The organism is Caldicellulosiruptor diazotrophicus (assembly GCF_017347585.1).
Taxonomy (GTDB): Bacteria; Bacillota; Thermoanaerobacteria; order Caldicellulosiruptorales; family Caldicellulosiruptoraceae; genus Caldicellulosiruptor; species Caldicellulosiruptor diazotrophicus.
Genome location: NZ_AP024480.1, coordinates 245,903 through 263,112 on the forward strand (window position 1 = coordinate 245,903; position 17,210 = coordinate 263,112).

Below are 17,210 nucleotides of genomic sequence, written 5' to 3' on the forward strand. Positions count from 1 at the left end.
GAGGAATATATTTGATTTTTGTGGGGAAAAAGTCTCACACTCCTTTTGATATTAAATTTTAATATAACACCTCTTGAAATTATTATAACATCTGAACTAATCACAATCAAATTAGCTTTTTTAAAATAGTTAATATACACAAATTTAATTGGGTATTGTGCACAAATATAAGGTTACTAAAAAAAAATCAAGAAGAATTCAATAGCAATACATATAAAAATTTTGTGTTATTATGTTGAATATTTTTGAGGTAGAAAGTAAAATAGATATAAAGAAGAATTTTGAAAAACAAGGGAGTGTTTCTAATGGTATTTAAATTCAATTTTGAGCCTGTTGTGAAGGATGATTTTATAAATGTCAGTGGTAGCACAATCTACTGTAAGGATAAAGGCTATGGTTTTGAGAGTTTTAAGTTTAAAGTAGATGTCCCAAACGGCAACTACGATGTTAAGCTTGTGCTCAGAAATCTAAAAAAAGATGTTGCAAGTGCGACCATAATGGTTTTCCCAAGAAGACTTATGATAAAGGACGCACAAATTAAAAGGGGAGATATATATGAAGAGGAGTTTACAGTAAATGTTAAGAATGAAAAGATAATTTTTGAGATTGAAACTGATGGTGCTGAGGTTTGTAGTATAGAAATTAAAGAAGCCCAAAATCCTATTGTTATTTATCTTGCGGGAGACTCTACTGTATGTGACCAGGAAAATTTGCCTTTTGCTGGTTGGGGTCAAGCGCTTGGCTGCTTTTTCAAAAAAGGAGTTTCTATTTCCAATCATGCCTACTCTGGAAGATCATCTAAAAGTTTTATCGAAGAGGGAAGGTTAGATCAAATTCTTCAGACCATAAAAGAGGGTGATTATCTTTTCATCCAGTTTGGTCACAATGACCAGAAGGATGATAAAAGATATACTGAGGCAAATACTACATATAAGATAATGTTAAAGGTTTATATAGATGAGGCGCGAAAAAGAGGATCTGTGCCGGTTTTAGTGACACCTGTTGCACGAAGACATTTTGGTGAAAATGGGAAAATTATTGGCAGCGGACTTCATTTTGATTATCCTAGGGCTATGAGAGAGTTGGCAGAGGAAGAAAATGTTTTTCTGATTGATTTGCTTGAAATGAGTTCCCAGCTTTATGAAAAACTTGGGGTTGAAGAGTCAAAAAAGCTCTTTGTGTATGCAAAGCCGGGGGAGTATCCCCAGTTTCCTGAAGGTATAGAAGACAATACACACTTTAATATGTATGGTGCTTATGAGATTGCAAAGCTTGTGGTTGAGGGGATAAAGAAAGTAGATTTGAAACTCAGAGAGTACCTGAGATAGAAAATTTTGTTATTGCTGCCTGAAAAAATTTCTCTGGCAGCTTTTTTTGTGTTTAAAATAAATGTTCACATTGTTATTTTTCAAACATAGGTATATAATAGATAAAGTAATAAATCACTTTCATATGAAAGGGGGAAGAGAATGGGAAGACTTTTTGGGACAGATGGTGTGAGAGGCGTTGCAAATAAAGAACTTACATGCGAGCTTGCGTTTGACTTAGGAAGGGCTGGAGCGTATGTGCTCACTGAAACGCACAAAAAACCTAAAATCTTGATTGGCAAGGACACAAGAATCTCATGCGATATGCTGGAAGCTGCACTTTGTGCTGGGCTTACATCTGTTGGGGCAGATGTGTATTTGGCAGGAGTTATTACAACACCTGCAATAGCTCACTTGGTAAAATTTCATGGGTTTGATGCAGGGATTATGATCTCCGCATCACACAATCCTTATGAATTCAACGGTATTAAGTTTTTTAATTCTCAGGGTTTCAAGCTTTCTGACCAGATTGAAGAAAAAATTGAGGATATTATTTTAAACAAAAAATGGGATGAGGTTCCACACGCTCAATTTGATGCAATAGGCAGGGTAAATAGAGTTGATCTTAAAAAGGACTATCAAGATTACTTAAAATCAACATTAAATGGTGCAAGCTTCAAAGGACTTAAGATTGTCATTGACTGTGCAAATGGTGCAGCATATAAAATAGCTCCAGAGGTTTTTGAAGAACTTGGTGCAGAGGTTGTAGTAATAAACAACCAGCCAGATGGTACAAACATCAACAAAGAGTGTGGCTCTACACACCTCAAAATGCTCCAGCAAGAAGTTGTTAAAAACAAAGCTGACTTTGGCATTGCATATGATGGTGATGCAGACAGGACGCTTTTTGTTGATGAAGAGGGCAATATTGTTGATGGCGACAAAATAATGCTTATTTTAGCACAAAACCTAAAACAGCATGGAAGACTAAGTCGCAACACCTTGGTTGTGACAGTCATGAGCAACATGGGACTTTTTGTTGCAGCAAAAGAACTTGGCATCAACCTCGAAGTTACAAAAGTTGGAGACAGGTATGTTCTTGAAAAGATGCTTGAAGGCGGGTATTCAATTGGTGGCGAGCAGTCAGGCCACATAATACTTTTAGACTTTGCAACAACAGGCGATGGAATTTTAACCAGCCTTCAGCTAACAAAGATTATAAAAGAGAGTGGTAAAAAGCTTTCTGACCTTGCAAAGATCATGAAGGTATATCCTCAAGTGCTTGTAAACGCTAAAGTTGAAAATGGGAAGAAAGATCTTTATTCAAAAGACTCTGTAATTTTAGAGGCAATCAAAAAGGTTGAAGAAAAGTTAAACGGAAGAGGAAGGGTTTTGATAAGACCATCTGGCACAGAGCCTTTAATCAGGGTAATGATTGAAGGTGAAGACTATGAAGAGATTAAAAAAGATGCAGATAATCTTGCAAGCTTGATTGAGTCAAGGCTTTCATAAAACTTTTTAGACCAAGTTAAAAAGGCCTTTTAAACTAAAGGCTTTTTCAAAGCGCCAGGACCTCTGGAAATTATAGCGCTGTTGCCTTTGCGTATTTTTTCCAGAGGTTGACGAGGACTGGGGAGAATCGAGGTTTTCGGCGGGTGCCCCAGCGGGGTTTTGCCTTTTCCCTCGTAACTTTCTGCTACAAACCCCGGAAGGCAACTTCTGGGACAAAGGTAGAAAGAAAAAAGGCTTATATCCTTGTATTTGCTATGATAAATTAGCAGCTTGGAAATTAAATATAAAGCTCAAGAGGAGGACAAAAACAATGTGCGGAATTGTTGGTTATGTTGGTACAAAAAACTGTGTCCCTATTTTACTCTCTGGACTTAAAAGACTTGAGTACAGGGGATACGATTCTGCCGGTGTGGCAGTTATCGATATAGATAAATCAAAGATTGACATAGTAAAGACAAAAGGAAGACTTACCATTTTGGAAGAGAAGCTAAATCAAAATCCCATTGAAGGTTTTGTTGGGATTGGTCATACAAGATGGGCAACACACGGTGAGCCGTCTGATGAGAACTCACATCCGCATGTGAGCCAGAACGGCAAGATTGCAATTGTCCACAACGGAATCATAGAGAACTATTTGAAGCTAAAAGAATTTCTCATAAAAAAGGGTTACACTTTTGCATCTGATACAGACACTGAGGTTGTTGCTCATCTTATAGAGTATTACTATGACGGTGACATTTTAGATGCATTTATAAAGACTCTTGAAAAGATTCAAGGGTCATATGCGCTTGGTGTTCTTTGCCTTGACAGACCGGATATGATACTTGCAGCAAGAAAAGATAGTCCTCTAATTGTGGGACTTGGCCAGGGTGAAAACTTCATAGCATCAGATATCCCAGCAATCCTTGAGTACACAAGAGATACCTATATTCTTGAAGAAAATGAGATTGCCATTGTGACAAAAGACAAGGTAGAGATTGTAAACACTGAAAAAGAGCCAGTTAAAAAAGAGGTATTTCATGTTACATGGGATGTATCAAGTGCAGAAAAGGGCGGCTATGAACATTTTATGATAAAAGAGATAATGGAACAACCCAAGGCTATCAGAGATACCTTGACAGGAAGGCTTCCAGATAGTGGTTTTGAAGTGAACCTTGATGGAATTAATATTACAAAAGAGGATTTGCAAAAACTCAACAAGATATTTATCGTTGCATGTGGTACAGCATACCATGCGGGGATTGTCGGAAAACATGTCATTGAAAAGCTCACAAGAATCCCTGTTGAGGTTGATATAGCAAGTGAGTTCAGATACAGAGACCCAATCGTAGATAAGAATACATTAACAATTGTGATTTCTCAGTCTGGTGAGACAATAGACACACTTGTTGCAATGAGAGAGGCAAAGGCAAAAGGTTCAAGAACGCTTGGGATTGTAAATGTTGTTGGGTCATCAATTGCAAGAGAGGTAGATGACTGTCTTTATACATGGGCAGGACCTGAGATTGCGGTTGCATCAACCAAGGCTTACACAACACAGCTAATATGCCTGTATCTTATTGCACTTGACTTTGCAACAAAGCTTGGAACAATTTCCTATGAAGAGTTTGCAAAAATCAGAGATGAAATAAAGAAGCTTCCTGAAAAGGTTGAGTATGTTCTGACACACAAGGAGAACATTCAAAAATATGCATCAGAGCATTTCAATGCAAAAGACATCTTCTATTTAGGAAGAGGCTTAGACTTTGCAGTTGCAATGGAAGGGTCTTTAAAACTCAAAGAGATTTCGTACATTCACTCAGAAGCATATGCAGCAGGTGAGCTAAAACATGGAACAATAGCACTGATTGAGGATGGGACATTTGTAATTGCACTTGCAACACAAAAGAAACTTTTTGAAAAGATGGTAAGCAACATAAAAGAGGTAAAATCCCGTGGTGCTGTTGTACTTTCTGTTGCTCAGGAGGGAAATACCGAGATAGAAAATGTGTCAGACCATGTTTTATATATTCCAAGAACACTTGACATTTTAGCACCAGTTTTGACAGTTGTGCCACTGCAGCTTTTTGCATACTACACAGCTGTCCAAAGAGGCTGTGATGTTGACAAGCCAAGGAATTTAGCAAAGAGTGTGACTGTGGAGTGATTTGAAAGGGATTTTTATTTAAAGTAATAAAAGGGATAAGTGGTCACAGATATATAAATAAAAAAAGACTATACCACTTATCCCTTAATTTTTTTATATCTTTCACCCCACTCATACATCGCATCAAGAATAGGTTTTAGACTAAGCCCGAGCTCTGTAAGCGTATACTCAACTCTTGGCGGAACTTCTGGGTAAACCTTTCTAATAACAAGTCCATCTTTTTCCATTGAACGCAGCTGCTGTGTGAGAACTTTCTGGCTAATGCCATTTATGGACTTTAGAAGTTGATTAAACCTTTTTGTACCATGCATAAGTTCTCTCAAAATAAGAATTTTCCATTTGCTGCCTATCAAAGCTAGCGTAATTTCCACAGGGCAGAGTGGCATATTATCATTTGAGTTTTTCAAAGTTCATAACTCCTTTTTTTCTTTAAGGTTACCTAAAGTATAGTATATCACAAAAAAGTACCTACTTGCAATTATATACTAACAGTAGGTAATATATTATTTGTAATCAGTGGGAGGGAGGAATTCTAAAGTGAAGGTAATAGGGATTGTTGGCAGTCCGCGCAAAGGTGGCAATACCGAAATTTTGGTTGAAAAAATCTTAAGCGGTGCAAAAGAGGCAGGGTTTGATGTGGAAATATTTAAATTGAATGAGCTGAATATTCATCCCTGCCAGGGATGTAATTTTTGCCAGGAAAACGGCAGGTGCCAACAGCAAGACGACATGCAAAAAATATATGATGCGCTGTATTCTGCCGATGCACTGGTTGTTGGTTCTCCAATTTACATGAGCTATGTTACAGCCCAGACAAAAATCTTTTTAGACAGACTTTATGCCCTTTTAAAGATTGGAGAAGGTTCAAGAATACCTGCTGGCAAAAGGTGTGTGCTTGTATATACTCAAGGCGGCGGCACAGATGGTCAAAAGGTTATGGAAGAGCTCTCTATGTTTTTTAAAGATGCGCTGGGAATGGATATAAAGGCAATAATCGGTGCTAACAATCTTAATCCCATTGGTGCAGTGAATGAAAGAAAGGATGTGCTTGAGAGGGCTTTTGAAGTGGGAAAAGAGATTGTGAAAGGGTAATATAATAAAATTTAAAATTTGAAGATAGAAGTTGATAATTGCAGTAAATAATTACAGTAGGGATAAGTGCAATTGCTGAAAATTGAGAGCTCAAATTTGCACTTATCCCTAAATTTTTTCTTGTTGAAAATGGTTGATAAAAGAGTTATATTTATGATTAGAGAGAGGATTTTCCAAAAAGAAAGTTAAAAGAATTTAAATAAGATTGGAGTGGGAAGTCAAAGTCTTGAAAACGCAAAAAAATCAAGAATGTTGTTGACAATATAACTTCAATGTTACATAAGCTTAATAAAATAGTTTATGTAGAGAATTACGAGAGCGATTATGTATATGCTCATCCTTCTTTAATTGATGATTTAGATGAAATTTTGAGTGAAAGTGGGAAAGAAACTGATTTTGGAAAACAATTTAGAAAGAAAATTATTTTTTTAGAGAACCTAAAGAAAAATTGTATTCAACAAAAAAGCTTTGAGAGATTAAGCAAGCACGGTTATTTATATTCATTAAGAGTGATGGATGTTCATAATATTCGAATATTGTTTGCTTTTTTTGCTTTGCAAGGAAAAGAAATAGTAATATTACTTTATGCTTTTCCTGAAAAAAGTAAGAGCACAAAAAATAATCCAAAAAGTTATTCATATGCGATTGAAAAAGCAGAAGAGCGAATAGAAGAACTAAAATCTGTATATGAGGACTTACAACTAATTACAAATTGAGAGATAGAGGTTATTGATTATAAATTGCGTGCAAATGGATATAATATAATAAATAAAAGTAGTTTGCCAAGAATAGTTTGCAGGGAGATGAGAAAAATGTTAGATAATAAGAGATTAATTTCAGCCTACAAAATAGTTGAAAGATATACAAATGAAGAAGATAAAAAGTATTTTGAACTGGACGACATTTTGGTAGACATTGCTGTGAAGATTATCCAATATAGAATCAAAAATAATCTTTCCCAGAAAGAATTAGCTCAAAAGCTCGGAATTAGTCAGGCTATGGTGTCAAAGCTTGAAAGTGGGGATTATAATCCTACTGTAAAAATGTTATATGAAATTGCTAAAAAACTGGGGTTTGAACTTGAGATAGAGTTTAGAGAAAAGACTGAATGTGAGGAAAATTGGTTGGAAAGTAGTGAAGAGTTATTGGATGAAGTTATAAACAATGAAGTAGGTGAGGCTGCTTGATAGAAATAGGAAATTTAAAGGCAGATTTTCAACTTGTAAGTACGCGTGTTGTAAAATTTGAACTTGAGACAAAAAAAGAAGAAAGTGACGAGATTGAAGTGGAACTTAAGTGTGATTATGATATTGAGGAAATTGAGGAAAATAATGAGATATATATAGGGACTGTTCAATTTAAAGCGGCATTTGAAGGAAAAAAGAAGAATAAAAAGTTATTTAAAATTCATATAGTGTATGAGGGGTGTTTTGCTGGGAAAAAAGAAAAACTTGGATTGGAAGATTTTAAGAACATGCTGGAATTAAACGGTATAATTACCTTGACTCATCTTACACGTTCATATATTATGTCATGCACAGCTTTAGCAGGGTTTAACCCGCCTCTGAGACTACCGTTGATAAATGTACATAAGCTTAGAGAGATGAAACATAAAACTATGTAAATTCTACAAACCACCTATTCTCATCACAAAAAAGATACAGCATTTTTGAGCGGACAAGGATTTTATATCTTATGCCTTGTCCGCCTGCTTTTAAAGAGGCAGCAGGTCTTTTTTCTATGATTTTATCAATTTCGTATGTTTTTCCATCAAGCCAGACAAACGAAATGGGGGTTATTTCTCCTTCCTTTGAAAAATGAGCATAAACTTCTACAAATATTTTTCTCATTTTAAAAACCCTCACCCTCCCATGTTTATTTTGAAAAACAAAATTTTATTTGAAAAATGCAACAGGATGGATTTTGTTGTGCAGAGGAATCTCGCAAGGCAAGTCAGATTTAGTCAAAAGTATAGCTGGCAAAACTGCGCTCTGCCCAAACCTTCTTCGAATTTGGTCAATAGCTTTTTCAAGCTGTTCTAACTTGAACTTTTTCAAACTGTCAAACTCAAGCTGATAAAATGAGTTTGCACAGACAAGATCCAAAGCTCTTACGCCAAGCGACCTTATGCTATTTTTAAAGTTCCAGTGTTTTTTGAATATTTCAAAAGCTTTTTGAGAGATTTCTCTTGCCAGAAAAGTAGGATTTTTGAGTTTTTCCTGCCTCGTGATTGAAAAAAGAAAGCTATCTCTTATCCAAACTTGGACTGTATAACATTTTAAATACTGCCGACGAAGTCTCTGCGCAACAGACTCAGAAAGCATTCTAATAACATATTCTGCATCTTCATAACAAGTCAAATCTCTGGGTAGTGTTATGCTGTTGCCAATTCCTTTGATGTTGTCTTCAAAAAGTGGGGGAGTAACTGGTGTTGTGTCAAGCCCGTTTGCAAATATCCAAAGTACTTCACCCCATTTGCCAAGGATTCTTTTAAGATATTCAGGTGAGCTTTTGGCTATATCACCTATCGTGTAAATTAATCTTGAACTTAGCTTCTTTTCTGTTGCGCTACCGACATACAAGAGGTCTTTTGCAGGCAGTGGCCAGACAATTTGTTTAAAGTTTTCTTTTGTGATAACTGTGACAGCGTCGGGCTTTTTATGGTCGCTCCCAAGCTTTGCAAATACCTTGTTAAATGATACTCCTATTGAAACTGTAAGTCCTAACTCTCTTTTTATCCTTTCTTTGATTTCATAAGCAATTTTTTTGCCACTTCCTAAAACACCTGTAGATTGAGTTACATCAAGCCAACATTCATCAATCCCAAATGGTTCTATCAAATCGGTGTATTCAGAGTATATTCTTTGTGCAAGTTCTGAAAAACGTATATAAAGAGGGAAATTGGGTTTCAAGATAACAAGGTTTGGGCATTTTTTAAGTGCTTGCCATACAACATCACCTGTTTGAATACCATATGATTTTGCAATCTGGTTTTTTGCAAGAACTATTCCATGTCGAAGCTCACTTTCGCCGCAAACAGCAACAGGTTTGTTTTTCAGCTCAGGATGATAGAGACATTCAACCGATGCATAGAAGTTGTTAAGATCACAGTGCAAAATTACCCTGCCCACTTTTTTCTCACCTATAGAACAAGAGTTTGTATATATTATATCACCGAAAATGTGTTTGGTAAATAGAAATATTAGGCAAAATTCTGTGCTACTAAAATTGATGAGAAGAAAAAATTAAAATAGTTATATTGAAAAGGAAACTCAAGCAATCAAGCATCCGATTATCAGCAATACATAGTTGAAGGATATAAGGATAGAAAAACAGGAATGGAAATGATGTTTTTTTATCTAATTAAAAACGAAAATGGTTTATGGAGGGTAATTTCAGTTGGAACAGGACCATAAATAAAATCAATGGTAGGAGCAAATAAAGCAAGGCTAAATTCGAAATAATTCCTAAGCAGAGGATGTATTACAAAAATTTCTTGCAACAAACAAAAACTTAAAGTATAATATTTACAGCAAGTTAAAAGTTACTTAAATCATAGAATTTAATTTTGTGCGTATGGTTTTTATTGTGTATCAAAAGATCTTGAGGAGGTGTTTTCAAAGGATGGAATATTTAAAACCTTCAAATCTTTTAAGTCTTGTCATATCACCTACTAAAGTATTTCAAAAAATAAAAGAGAAACCGGATTTTTTAGTTTTAGTACTTATAATATCATTGATATCAGCGATTTCTGTTCTGTGTATACCAAAGATACCTGATGAGGTTTTATTGGAGCATGTAAAAAAGACAGTTGAAGACCCAAAGTTGCAAGAAGCAGCACTAAAGAGTTTAAAAGTTACAATGTCACCTATATTTTTAGCAGGGACAACATTTGTGAAAAATATTATTTCATTTTTTATTGTCTCATTTATTTTACTCATAATTGTAAGGCTTGCAGGTGGCGAGATTGACTACAAAAAGGCGCTTACAATTGTAGCTGTTGCAAATCTTGTAATGATTCCTTATTACATTTTCTATGCTATATATGCTAGGGTCATAAATTTAAATATGTTGGATATCCAAATAGATTTTAAATATTTTATAAGAACATACCTACATGTGTTTTCTATCTGGCGGTATATACTGATTGGTGTTGGAGTTTTTGCTGTCTGTGAACTTAACAAAGCAAAAAGTGCAATTGTTACAGCCGTGTATACTATAATTAACCTCATAGTACCAATTATTTCACTGTTTTCGCAAAACTTTGTAAAGTTTGGTGGTAAGTAGAAAAGGAGAGTATTCTCTTATGCAAAATGCAACAAAAGGCCTAAAAAACTGGCAAAAAGTAGTAATCATAGTTTTACTTATCTCAGTGGGATTTATTCTGACATTTATTTTGACGATGCCATCCGGGAACAAAAAAAGTATATCATCTAAACCAAAAACTGCAAAAGTACAGAGGATTTCTTTAAAGCAAACTCTTATGGTGTCTGGCACTGTGCAAAGCAGGAGCACAAGAAATGTTATATCGAAAGTAAATGGAACTTTAGAAAAAGTTTTTGTCGAAAACGGGCAATATGTCAAAACAGGAGATTTAATTGCCAAGATAGATGACAGTCAAGCAGTTTATAAGATAGACTCTTTAGAAAGACAGCGTCTTGATCTTGAACTTCAGAGAGAAAATTTACAAAGACAACTTCAGAACTATATTTTAAAATCTCCTCAAGAAGGATTTATCCAAAACCTTGCGGCAGAAGAAGGTCAACTTGTCAGCCAAGGAATGCAGATAATGACTATTGTTGATGATTCAAAGATGAAGCTAAGCACGCAGCTTCCTGCCTGGTGCTATGGGAAGGTAAAAAAGGGGCAGAAGGCAGAGGTTGTAGTATCTGACCTTATGGATAGGGTCGACGGTGTTGTGGAAAGTATTGGTAGCAGGATATACAAAAATGATGATGGTGTGATGGTATTTGATGCAAAGGTAGTAGTTTCAAACAAAAACGGTAGTTTGACTGAAGGTATGAGGGCAAGTATAAGTTTAAAACTTTCAACCGGTGAAAAAGTGACATCGCTCAGCGAAGGTGTTTTAGAAGTATTTTCAAAAAAGAGTATTGTAAGTCCTGTTTCTGGCAAAATAGAAAAGGTTTTTGTGGAAAACGGGCAGAAGGTAAAAATGGATAGTTTGCTTTTGAAATTTTCGACAGATGATATTGAAATGCAAATAAAACAGCTTGATTTGAAGATAGAAGAAATAAAGTCCCAGATAGAAGCAGCCAAAGATGATTTGAAAAACTTTAAAATTTTATCACCAATTAACGGTAAAATAGCTGATTTGAATCTCCAGGATGGTGATGTGGTAAGTGCTGGGCAGTTAATATGTTCAGTATATGACCCAAAACACCTTGCAATAAATGCTCAGGTGGAAGAACTTGACATTTTGAAGATAAAGCCTGGACAAAAGGTTAACATAAAACTTGATGCAGTTGAAAGCACAAAGAATAAGCCCATAGAAGGATATGTTGCAGAGATTTCTGAAAAGGCTCAAGTAGACAACAGTAGTATCTCAAAATTTGTTGTCAAGATAGAGTTTGAAAATAGCAATAGTGTAAAAATTGGAATGCATGCAGAAGCAGAGATTATTTTAAAGTCCAAGGAAAGTGCACTGGTTGTGCCGGTTGAAGCTGTTCACAAAGAAAATGGAATATATTATGTATATGTTTACACACAACAAAGGGCTAAAACTTCTGATAAAAACAAAGAACAAAAAACTGTTTCCAAAACTGATGAATACGGGCTTGACAGTTCTTATTATAAAGATACAGAGAAAAGACAGGTCAAACTGGGAATGACAACCGAGAAATACGCTGAAATTTTAGAAGGACTTATTGAGGGAGAAGAAGTAGTACTTCCAAAATTTGATGCTGAAAAACAGGGACAAAGTCTTTTCTATTAAAAAGGAGACGATGTTTCGAGATGGAGAAATTTTTGCTCGCTTGTAAGATGGCAATCCAGAGCATTTTTCTAAACAGGTTACGATCATTTTTGACACTTCTTGGTGTTGTCATAGGAGTTGGAGCGGTGGTTGCAGCTGTAGGGCTTGCTGAAGGAACAACAGCTGGTATTACGAAAGAGATAGAAAAACTTGGCACAAACCTTGTGTATGTTATTGTAAATCCAGCTTCAAAGAGTGAAGATATTTCAGTTGACGAATTTTTAGAATTTGCAAGAAAAAATAACGATGTTATTTTGGGTGTAAGCCCATTTGTCCAGTATCCAGCCCAAGCGCTTTTCAGAAGTAAAAAGGAAGAGTGCCAGGTTATTGGTGCAACAGCCGAGTACATGATGATACAAAACCTTGCACTTTCAAAAGGAAGGTTTATAAGTCCTGTAGACATTGATTTTAGGCAAAAAGTGGCAGTTATAGGTTCAAGAATACAAAAAAAGCTATTTGGTAATCAGAATCCTGTGAGCAGTGAAATAAACGTAAATGGTCAGGTTTTCAAGGTGATTGGTGTTTTGAAAGAAAAACAGGGTGGGAGAGACAACACAGTAGATGACAGTGTCATAGTGCCTTTATTTGCTTTAAATAGTATGTTTGCAGGAGACTATGCTCTTGTAAAAAATTTTTTAGTGCGTACAGTTTCTGCAGATAAAAATGGAGAGGTTAAAAAAAGAGTAAAAGTATATTTAAGTAGCATTATAAAGAAAGATGAAAATTATTCGGTTTATGATATGTCAGAACTTATGTCCACGCTCAATCGAATAACCTATCTTTTAATGATAATCCTTGGCGGTATTGCTACAATTTCTCTTGTAGTTGGTGGAATTGGAATTATGAACATTATGCTTGTATCTGTTACAGAAAGAACAAGAGAAATTGGGATTCGAAAAGCAATTGGGGCAAAGAGAAGCGATATTAGAGTACAGTTTCTCATAGAATCGATGGTTATAACAGGTGTTGGTGGGGTAATCGGGATCTTGCTTGGTTTTTTTGTAATTGCAGTCGGAATTTCGAAAATTCCTGGAGTTGAGCCTGTGTATTCGCTAAAGTGGGCTTTTGTGGCTTTTGGAATTTCGGTTTTAATAGGAGTTATTTTTGGAATGCTTCCGGCAGAGAAGGCAGCGCGCTTAAATCCTATAGAGGCGCTAAGATACGAATAAAAAATAATGGGCAAAGCAGCAAACCCTTTAGACTTTAGCACAAAAGAAGCCTTAACTATCCAAATAAACGGATAGTAGCTCAGGCTTTGCCGCCTTGCCTCTTTATTTTTACATATTCTCCTCTTGGGTCTGCAAAATAAGCTCCTGTATATAATTTTCAAGATGCTTGGGAAGCCCAAGTATTTTTACATCCATAAACCCTTGGGTTATAAGAGATATTGCCTCGTCTTTTGAAAGCCCTCTTGCCATCAGGTATTCTACCTCTTCTTCGGCAATAGGACCTATTGCAGCCTCATGTGAAAGATGGCTTTGCGGTGTGCCATCTGATAATAGTTCTGGCACAGCGTACATCATTCCGCTGCTTGATAAAAGTATTCCGCGGCAATCAAGGTGCGCTTTTGAGAGGTTCTGCCGAGCTTCTAAAATTCCGCGTGAAAATATCTTTGCACTGTCTTTTACAATTGCTCTTGATATTGCCTGACCGCTTGAATTTTCACCTTCCAGTATTATATGTGATCCCATGTCAATTTCAGAGTCTTTTAGACCATAAAGGATCGAATTAAAAGAAGCAACAGCGTTTTTACCTTTCAAAACTGCAACAGGAAATGACTGTATTGACTTTACAGGTTTTAAAAGCACATAGTTTGAAACAAATACAGCATTATCTTCTACAATCGTAACACCACGTGGTCTGACGTAAAAATCTTCTGCCCAATTGTGAACCATCGTAAATGTGAGTTTGCTTCCTTTTTTAAGATAAAACTCAGAAATTCCAATGTGCAGCCCCTCTTTAACTTTTGGTGCTGTTGCGCATCCGTTTATAATCTGAACCTCTGCACCTTCTTCTAATATGACAATATTATGAACATTTTGTATCCTTGCATTTTCTTGCAAAAGCAAGCATGCCTGTATTGGTTTTTCAACCTTCTGTCCTTTGAACACTCTTATAAAGTACCCGTGAGCTGGATGCATTGCAGAAAATGCAGTGTATTTATCTCTGTCAGGTTTTACTGCTTTCCAGAAATACTTTTCACGAACCTCCGGATATTTTTCTAAAGCCTCATTAATGTCTAAAATTTCAAGTTGGCCATGGTATCTTTGCTGAAGCCGCCTGTATACAACAGAGTGGTCAAACTGCAAAAAACTTCCCGACCGGCCTTCTTCAGATACCTCTATTCCCGCATTTAAAATTGTTTTTTGTATTTCATCTGGAAGTTTAGAGAGATCTGAAATCTGGTCTTTTTCCTCTGCCTCTTCAAACTGGGAAAGATCAATATCTTGTCCATAAGCAGCCTTTTTATTTAAAGCTGACTTTGCAAGATCTAAAATCTTTTCATCTATATAGTGTCTTGAAGACAATTTTCACACCTCCCAAATCCGTTCTGTCTTATTTCTTCAAATAGGTCTTCTGCAGAACCTGAACAAACTATCTTTCCATCCATCAGAATATGTCCTTTGTCTGCGTTGACATACTCCAAAATATATCCTGTATGTGTGACAATCAAGCCGGAGGTGTGACGCTTTTTTATCTTTTCGCCTTTCAAAAGCTTTTTAATCAAATTCCCTAAAAGAGTTATATTGTCAAGATCAACACCAGACTCTGGTTCATCCAAAAGTACAAGGTTTGGTTTTTGACACAAAAGCTGCAAAAGTTCAGACCTTTTTATCTCACCACCAGAAAATCCATAATTTACTTCTCTTGACAGATGATTTTCTAAATTCAAAATTTTTGCATACTCTTGTATATCAGCATCGGTATTTCTTATAGATTTTATAATCTCAGCAAGCTTTTGAAGTTCAACGCCTCTTATTGCTGGTGGTTTTTGAAACATCATTCCAATTCCAAGTTTTGATCTTTCATGTGTTGGCATGTGTGTAATGTCTATGCCATTGAAGATTATCTTGCCAGATGTAATTTTATATTTTGGAAGTCCCATAATGCTCATCATAAGTGTTGTCTTTCCGCTTCCGTTTGGACCAAACAAAATGTGCGTCTCTCCATCCGGGATTGTTAGCGAAACACCTTTTAAAATCTCTTTTGAGCCAACCTCAACGTGAAGGTCAACTATCTCAAGCATCCTTAAGACATCTCCTTACCCAATAAGATTTAAAACTTTCAACTTAATTATTATACCACTAAATTTGCATTTGCTAACAACAAAACTTTTACATAAATTTAAATCAATCTAAGAAAATTGTGGTAAAATATTATTATAGTTTATTATCATAAAGGGAGAAGTCCAAATGAAATTAGTTTTAGCGATAATCTCTGAAGTAGATAAAAACAAAGTTAATCTTGCTTTAATTGAAAATGGGCTATCCGCTACAATTATTTATTCAACAGGTGGACTTCTGAACAAGGGAACTGTTTCATTTATGATAGGTGTTGAGGATGAAAAGGTTGATGAGGTTATAGAAATAATTAAAAAGAATGTCTCTGAAAGGAAAGAGGTTTCAAAGTCTACTTTGCCGCCAGCACTGCAAAGCTTGTTTTTTGTTAGCAAACAAAGGATAGAACAAGGTGGTGCTGTAATTTTTGTATTAGATATTGAAAACTTCTTGAAAGTTTGAATTAAAAGTTTTAAAATATACCCAGTATGGGTATAAAAATATAGGGGTGATTTTTAAAATGATTTATGATTGTGCGGTAATTGGATCAGGACCTGCAGGCTTGTCTGCTGCTATAAATCTTGCTCAGACAAACAGAAGTGTTGTTGTATTTGCAACAAAACTGGAAGACTCAAGTATCTACAGAGCACCTGAGGTAAACAACTATCTTGGGTTTCATGGTGTAACAGGAAAAGAACTTTTGCAGGCGTTTTATGACCATGCTAAAAAGATGGGTATTGAGGTTGTGTACAAGAAGGTTATAAACTTCTACAAATCAGGTGACATTTTTACGATAAACGCAAACAACGAGTTTTTTGAGGCGTATTCTGTCATTTTGGCAATTGGCACGCCTAAAAAAACTCTTTTAGAGAATGAGTCTGAGTTTGTAGGAAGAGGAATTTCATACTGTGCTATTTGCGATGGAATGCTCTACAGAGGTAGAAATATTGCAGTGATTGGGGAAAGTATGGAAGCTGAAGAAGAGGCTGAGTATTTGTCTGAGCTTGCTAAAAAGGTATATTATATTCCACTTTACAAAAAGAATGAGTTTCATTTTAGAGACAATGTTGAGATTGTGCTGGCGCGTCCAAAAGGTGTATATGGAGAAGATTTTGTAAATGCATTGGAGTTTGAAGACAGGATATTGAATGTAGATGGAATATTTATAATAAGAAAAACTATGCCGGCTGACCAGTTAATTTATGGGCTTGAATTTACTGAAGACGGACACATAAAGGTTGATGATAAGATGCAAACATCAATTGAAGGACTTTTTGCAGCAGGAGATTGCACAGGACGGCCATATCAAGTTGCAAAAGCTGTCGGTGAGGGTCAGATTGCTGGACTTTCAGCCTCAACATATGTGAAGATGGTAAAAGAAAAGCAAAAGTAAAAAGGACTGATTCGGCATTTGCCGAGTAGGTCCTTTTTTACCTTTTTTAAATATAAAAAAATGAAAGCTTATTCCCAGTACATAAGATTTAAAAACATATTTGCAAGCTTTGCCTGTTCTTCAAGTACATCTTGAGGGGTTTTGCCGCAGTAATCTGGTTCAATTTGACGAGATTCTAAAGTCCACAAAAAAGCTTTGAATTTTGGGTATCTATGGATATTTTCTTTCATATAGCAAAGAAGGTCGCAAAGGTTTTGATAAGTTTCAGAGTTTTCGCTTTTCTCTTTATAAAATTTTTGAGGGTCTACAATTAATTCAAACACCTTCGCAATTTTATACCTATATTCATCCTTTGCGCCTTTGTTTTCAAAATTCTTGATATAATTATAATAGCTTTCGCAGAATATCCTATACATCGTATTTCACCCTAAAAATTTCAAGTTTTTCTAAAAACCTTTTCTTCTTTGTTTCAAAAAAGTCTTTTCTGTTT

General features: G+C 35.6%; 18 protein-coding genes. 12 read left to right on the forward strand and 6 right to left on the reverse strand.

Annotation, left to right across the window (positions count from 1 at the left end; all coding sequences use genetic code 11):
* The first annotated feature begins 305 nt into the window (after positions 1 to 305).
* From CaldiYA01_RS00985 to glmS, 3 genes are all read left to right on the forward strand, one after another.
* Positions 306 to 1,328: a rhamnogalacturonan acetylesterase gene (locus tag CaldiYA01_RS00985; protein ID WP_207180474.1), complete on the forward strand. Its 1,023-nt coding sequence runs from the start codon at positions 306 to 308 to the stop codon at positions 1,326 to 1,328.
* Positions 1,329 to 1,469: 141 nt separating this feature from the next.
* The gene (glmM, locus tag CaldiYA01_RS00990; RefSeq protein WP_207180476.1) at positions 1,470 to 2,819 is read left to right on the forward strand and encodes a phosphoglucosamine mutase; all 1,350 of its coding nucleotides are present in this window, start codon (positions 1,470 to 1,472) and stop codon (positions 2,817 to 2,819) included.
* A gap of 310 nt (positions 2,820 to 3,129) precedes the next feature.
* Entirely contained in the window at positions 3,130 to 4,965 is a 1,836-nt protein-coding gene (gene glmS, locus CaldiYA01_RS00995) for a glutamine--fructose-6-phosphate transaminase (isomerizing) (RefSeq protein WP_207180478.1), read from the forward strand.
* A gap of 77 nt (positions 4,966 to 5,042) precedes the next feature.
* On the opposite strand, the gene CaldiYA01_RS01000 is transcribed toward glmS, so the two are convergent.
* Positions 5,043 to 5,372: a winged helix-turn-helix transcriptional regulator gene (locus CaldiYA01_RS01000; protein WP_127352608.1), complete on the reverse strand. Its 330-nt coding sequence runs from the start codon at positions 5,370 to 5,372 to the stop codon at positions 5,043 to 5,045.
* A 130-nt stretch (positions 5,373 to 5,502) separates the two neighbouring features.
* On the opposite strand from CaldiYA01_RS01000, the gene CaldiYA01_RS01005 reads away from it, so the two are divergent.
* The 4 genes from CaldiYA01_RS01005 (at position 5,503) to CaldiYA01_RS01020 (ending at position 7,681) form a co-directional block, all read left to right on the forward strand.
* Positions 5,503 to 6,057, forward strand: a complete 555-nt coding sequence (locus CaldiYA01_RS01005) for a flavodoxin family protein (RefSeq protein ID WP_207180480.1) — start codon at positions 5,503 to 5,505, stop codon at positions 6,055 to 6,057.
* A 272-nt stretch (positions 6,058 to 6,329) separates the two neighbouring features.
* Complete coding sequence (locus CaldiYA01_RS01010) at positions 6,330 to 6,773, forward strand: type II toxin-antitoxin system RelE/ParE family toxin (RefSeq protein ID WP_207180482.1); 444 nt, start codon at positions 6,330 to 6,332, stop codon at positions 6,771 to 6,773.
* Positions 6,774 to 6,869: 96 nt separating this feature from the next.
* The gene (locus tag CaldiYA01_RS01015) at positions 6,870 to 7,244 is read left to right on the forward strand and encodes a helix-turn-helix transcriptional regulator (RefSeq protein WP_207180484.1); all 375 of its coding nucleotides are present in this window, start codon (positions 6,870 to 6,872) and stop codon (positions 7,242 to 7,244) included.
* Entirely contained in the window at positions 7,241 to 7,681 is a 441-nt protein-coding gene (locus CaldiYA01_RS01020) for a protein-export chaperone SecB (protein ID WP_013402177.1), read from the forward strand. The genes CaldiYA01_RS01015 and CaldiYA01_RS01020 overlap by 4 nt, the downstream gene beginning before the upstream one ends.
* On the opposite strand, the gene CaldiYA01_RS01025 is transcribed toward CaldiYA01_RS01020, so the two are convergent.
* Complete coding sequence (locus CaldiYA01_RS01025) at positions 7,674 to 7,907, reverse strand: hypothetical protein (protein WP_015908644.1); 234 nt, start codon at positions 7,905 to 7,907, stop codon at positions 7,674 to 7,676. The genes CaldiYA01_RS01020 and CaldiYA01_RS01025 overlap by 8 nt on opposite strands.
* A gap of 45 nt (positions 7,908 to 7,952) precedes the next feature.
* Positions 7,953 to 9,188, reverse strand: coding sequence for a DNA polymerase Y family protein (locus CaldiYA01_RS01030; protein WP_207180486.1), 1,236 nt, complete (start codon positions 9,186 to 9,188; stop codon positions 7,953 to 7,955).
* 493 nt (positions 9,189 to 9,681) lie between these two features.
* Here CaldiYA01_RS01030 and CaldiYA01_RS01035 point away from each other — a divergent pair, with 493 nt between their 5' ends.
* Genes CaldiYA01_RS01035 through CaldiYA01_RS01045 form a run of 3 tightly spaced genes read left to right on the forward strand, consistent with a single transcriptional unit; the run spans position 9,682 to position 13,218 of the window.
* On the forward strand, positions 9,682 to 10,344 hold the full coding sequence (locus CaldiYA01_RS01035) for a Yip1 family protein (RefSeq protein ID WP_207180488.1): 663 nt from the start codon (positions 9,682 to 9,684) through the stop codon (positions 10,342 to 10,344).
* Between the two features lie 19 nt (positions 10,345 to 10,363).
* On the forward strand, positions 10,364 to 12,010 hold the full coding sequence (locus CaldiYA01_RS01040) for an efflux RND transporter periplasmic adaptor subunit (protein WP_207180490.1): 1,647 nt from the start codon (positions 10,364 to 10,366) through the stop codon (positions 12,008 to 12,010).
* Positions 12,011 to 12,030: 20 nt separating this feature from the next.
* Positions 12,031 to 13,218 carry an ABC transporter permease gene (locus CaldiYA01_RS01045; protein WP_207180492.1) on the forward strand — a complete coding sequence of 396 codons (1,188 nt, stop codon included), beginning with the start codon at positions 12,031 to 12,033 and terminating at the stop codon, positions 13,216 to 13,218.
* Positions 13,219 to 13,326: 108 nt separating this feature from the next.
* Here the strand turns inward: CaldiYA01_RS01045 and CaldiYA01_RS01050 are convergent, their stop codons facing one another.
* Positions 13,327 to 14,577, reverse strand: coding sequence for a SufB/SufD family protein (locus CaldiYA01_RS01050; RefSeq protein ID WP_207180493.1), 1,251 nt, complete (start codon positions 14,575 to 14,577; stop codon positions 13,327 to 13,329).
* The gene (locus CaldiYA01_RS01055; protein ID WP_207180494.1) at positions 14,556 to 15,296 is read right to left on the reverse strand and encodes an ABC transporter ATP-binding protein; all 741 of its coding nucleotides are present in this window, start codon (positions 15,294 to 15,296) and stop codon (positions 14,556 to 14,558) included. The genes CaldiYA01_RS01050 and CaldiYA01_RS01055 overlap by 22 nt, the downstream gene beginning before the upstream one ends.
* 166 nt (positions 15,297 to 15,462) lie before the next feature.
* On the opposite strand from CaldiYA01_RS01055, the gene CaldiYA01_RS01060 reads away from it, so the two are divergent.
* The gene (locus tag CaldiYA01_RS01060; RefSeq protein ID WP_207180495.1) at positions 15,463 to 15,789 is read left to right on the forward strand and encodes a cyclic-di-AMP receptor; all 327 of its coding nucleotides are present in this window, start codon (positions 15,463 to 15,465) and stop codon (positions 15,787 to 15,789) included.
* Between the two features lie 58 nt (positions 15,790 to 15,847).
* Positions 15,848 to 16,720, forward strand: coding sequence for an NAD(P)/FAD-dependent oxidoreductase (locus CaldiYA01_RS01065; RefSeq protein WP_207180496.1), 873 nt, complete (start codon positions 15,848 to 15,850; stop codon positions 16,718 to 16,720).
* A gap of 68 nt (positions 16,721 to 16,788) precedes the next feature.
* Here CaldiYA01_RS01065 and CaldiYA01_RS01070 read toward each other — a convergent pair whose 3' ends face one another.
* Positions 16,789 to 17,136: a hypothetical protein gene (locus CaldiYA01_RS01070; RefSeq protein WP_207180497.1), complete on the reverse strand. Its 348-nt coding sequence runs from the start codon at positions 17,134 to 17,136 to the stop codon at positions 16,789 to 16,791.
* Between the last annotated feature and the right edge of the window lie 74 nt (positions 17,137 to 17,210).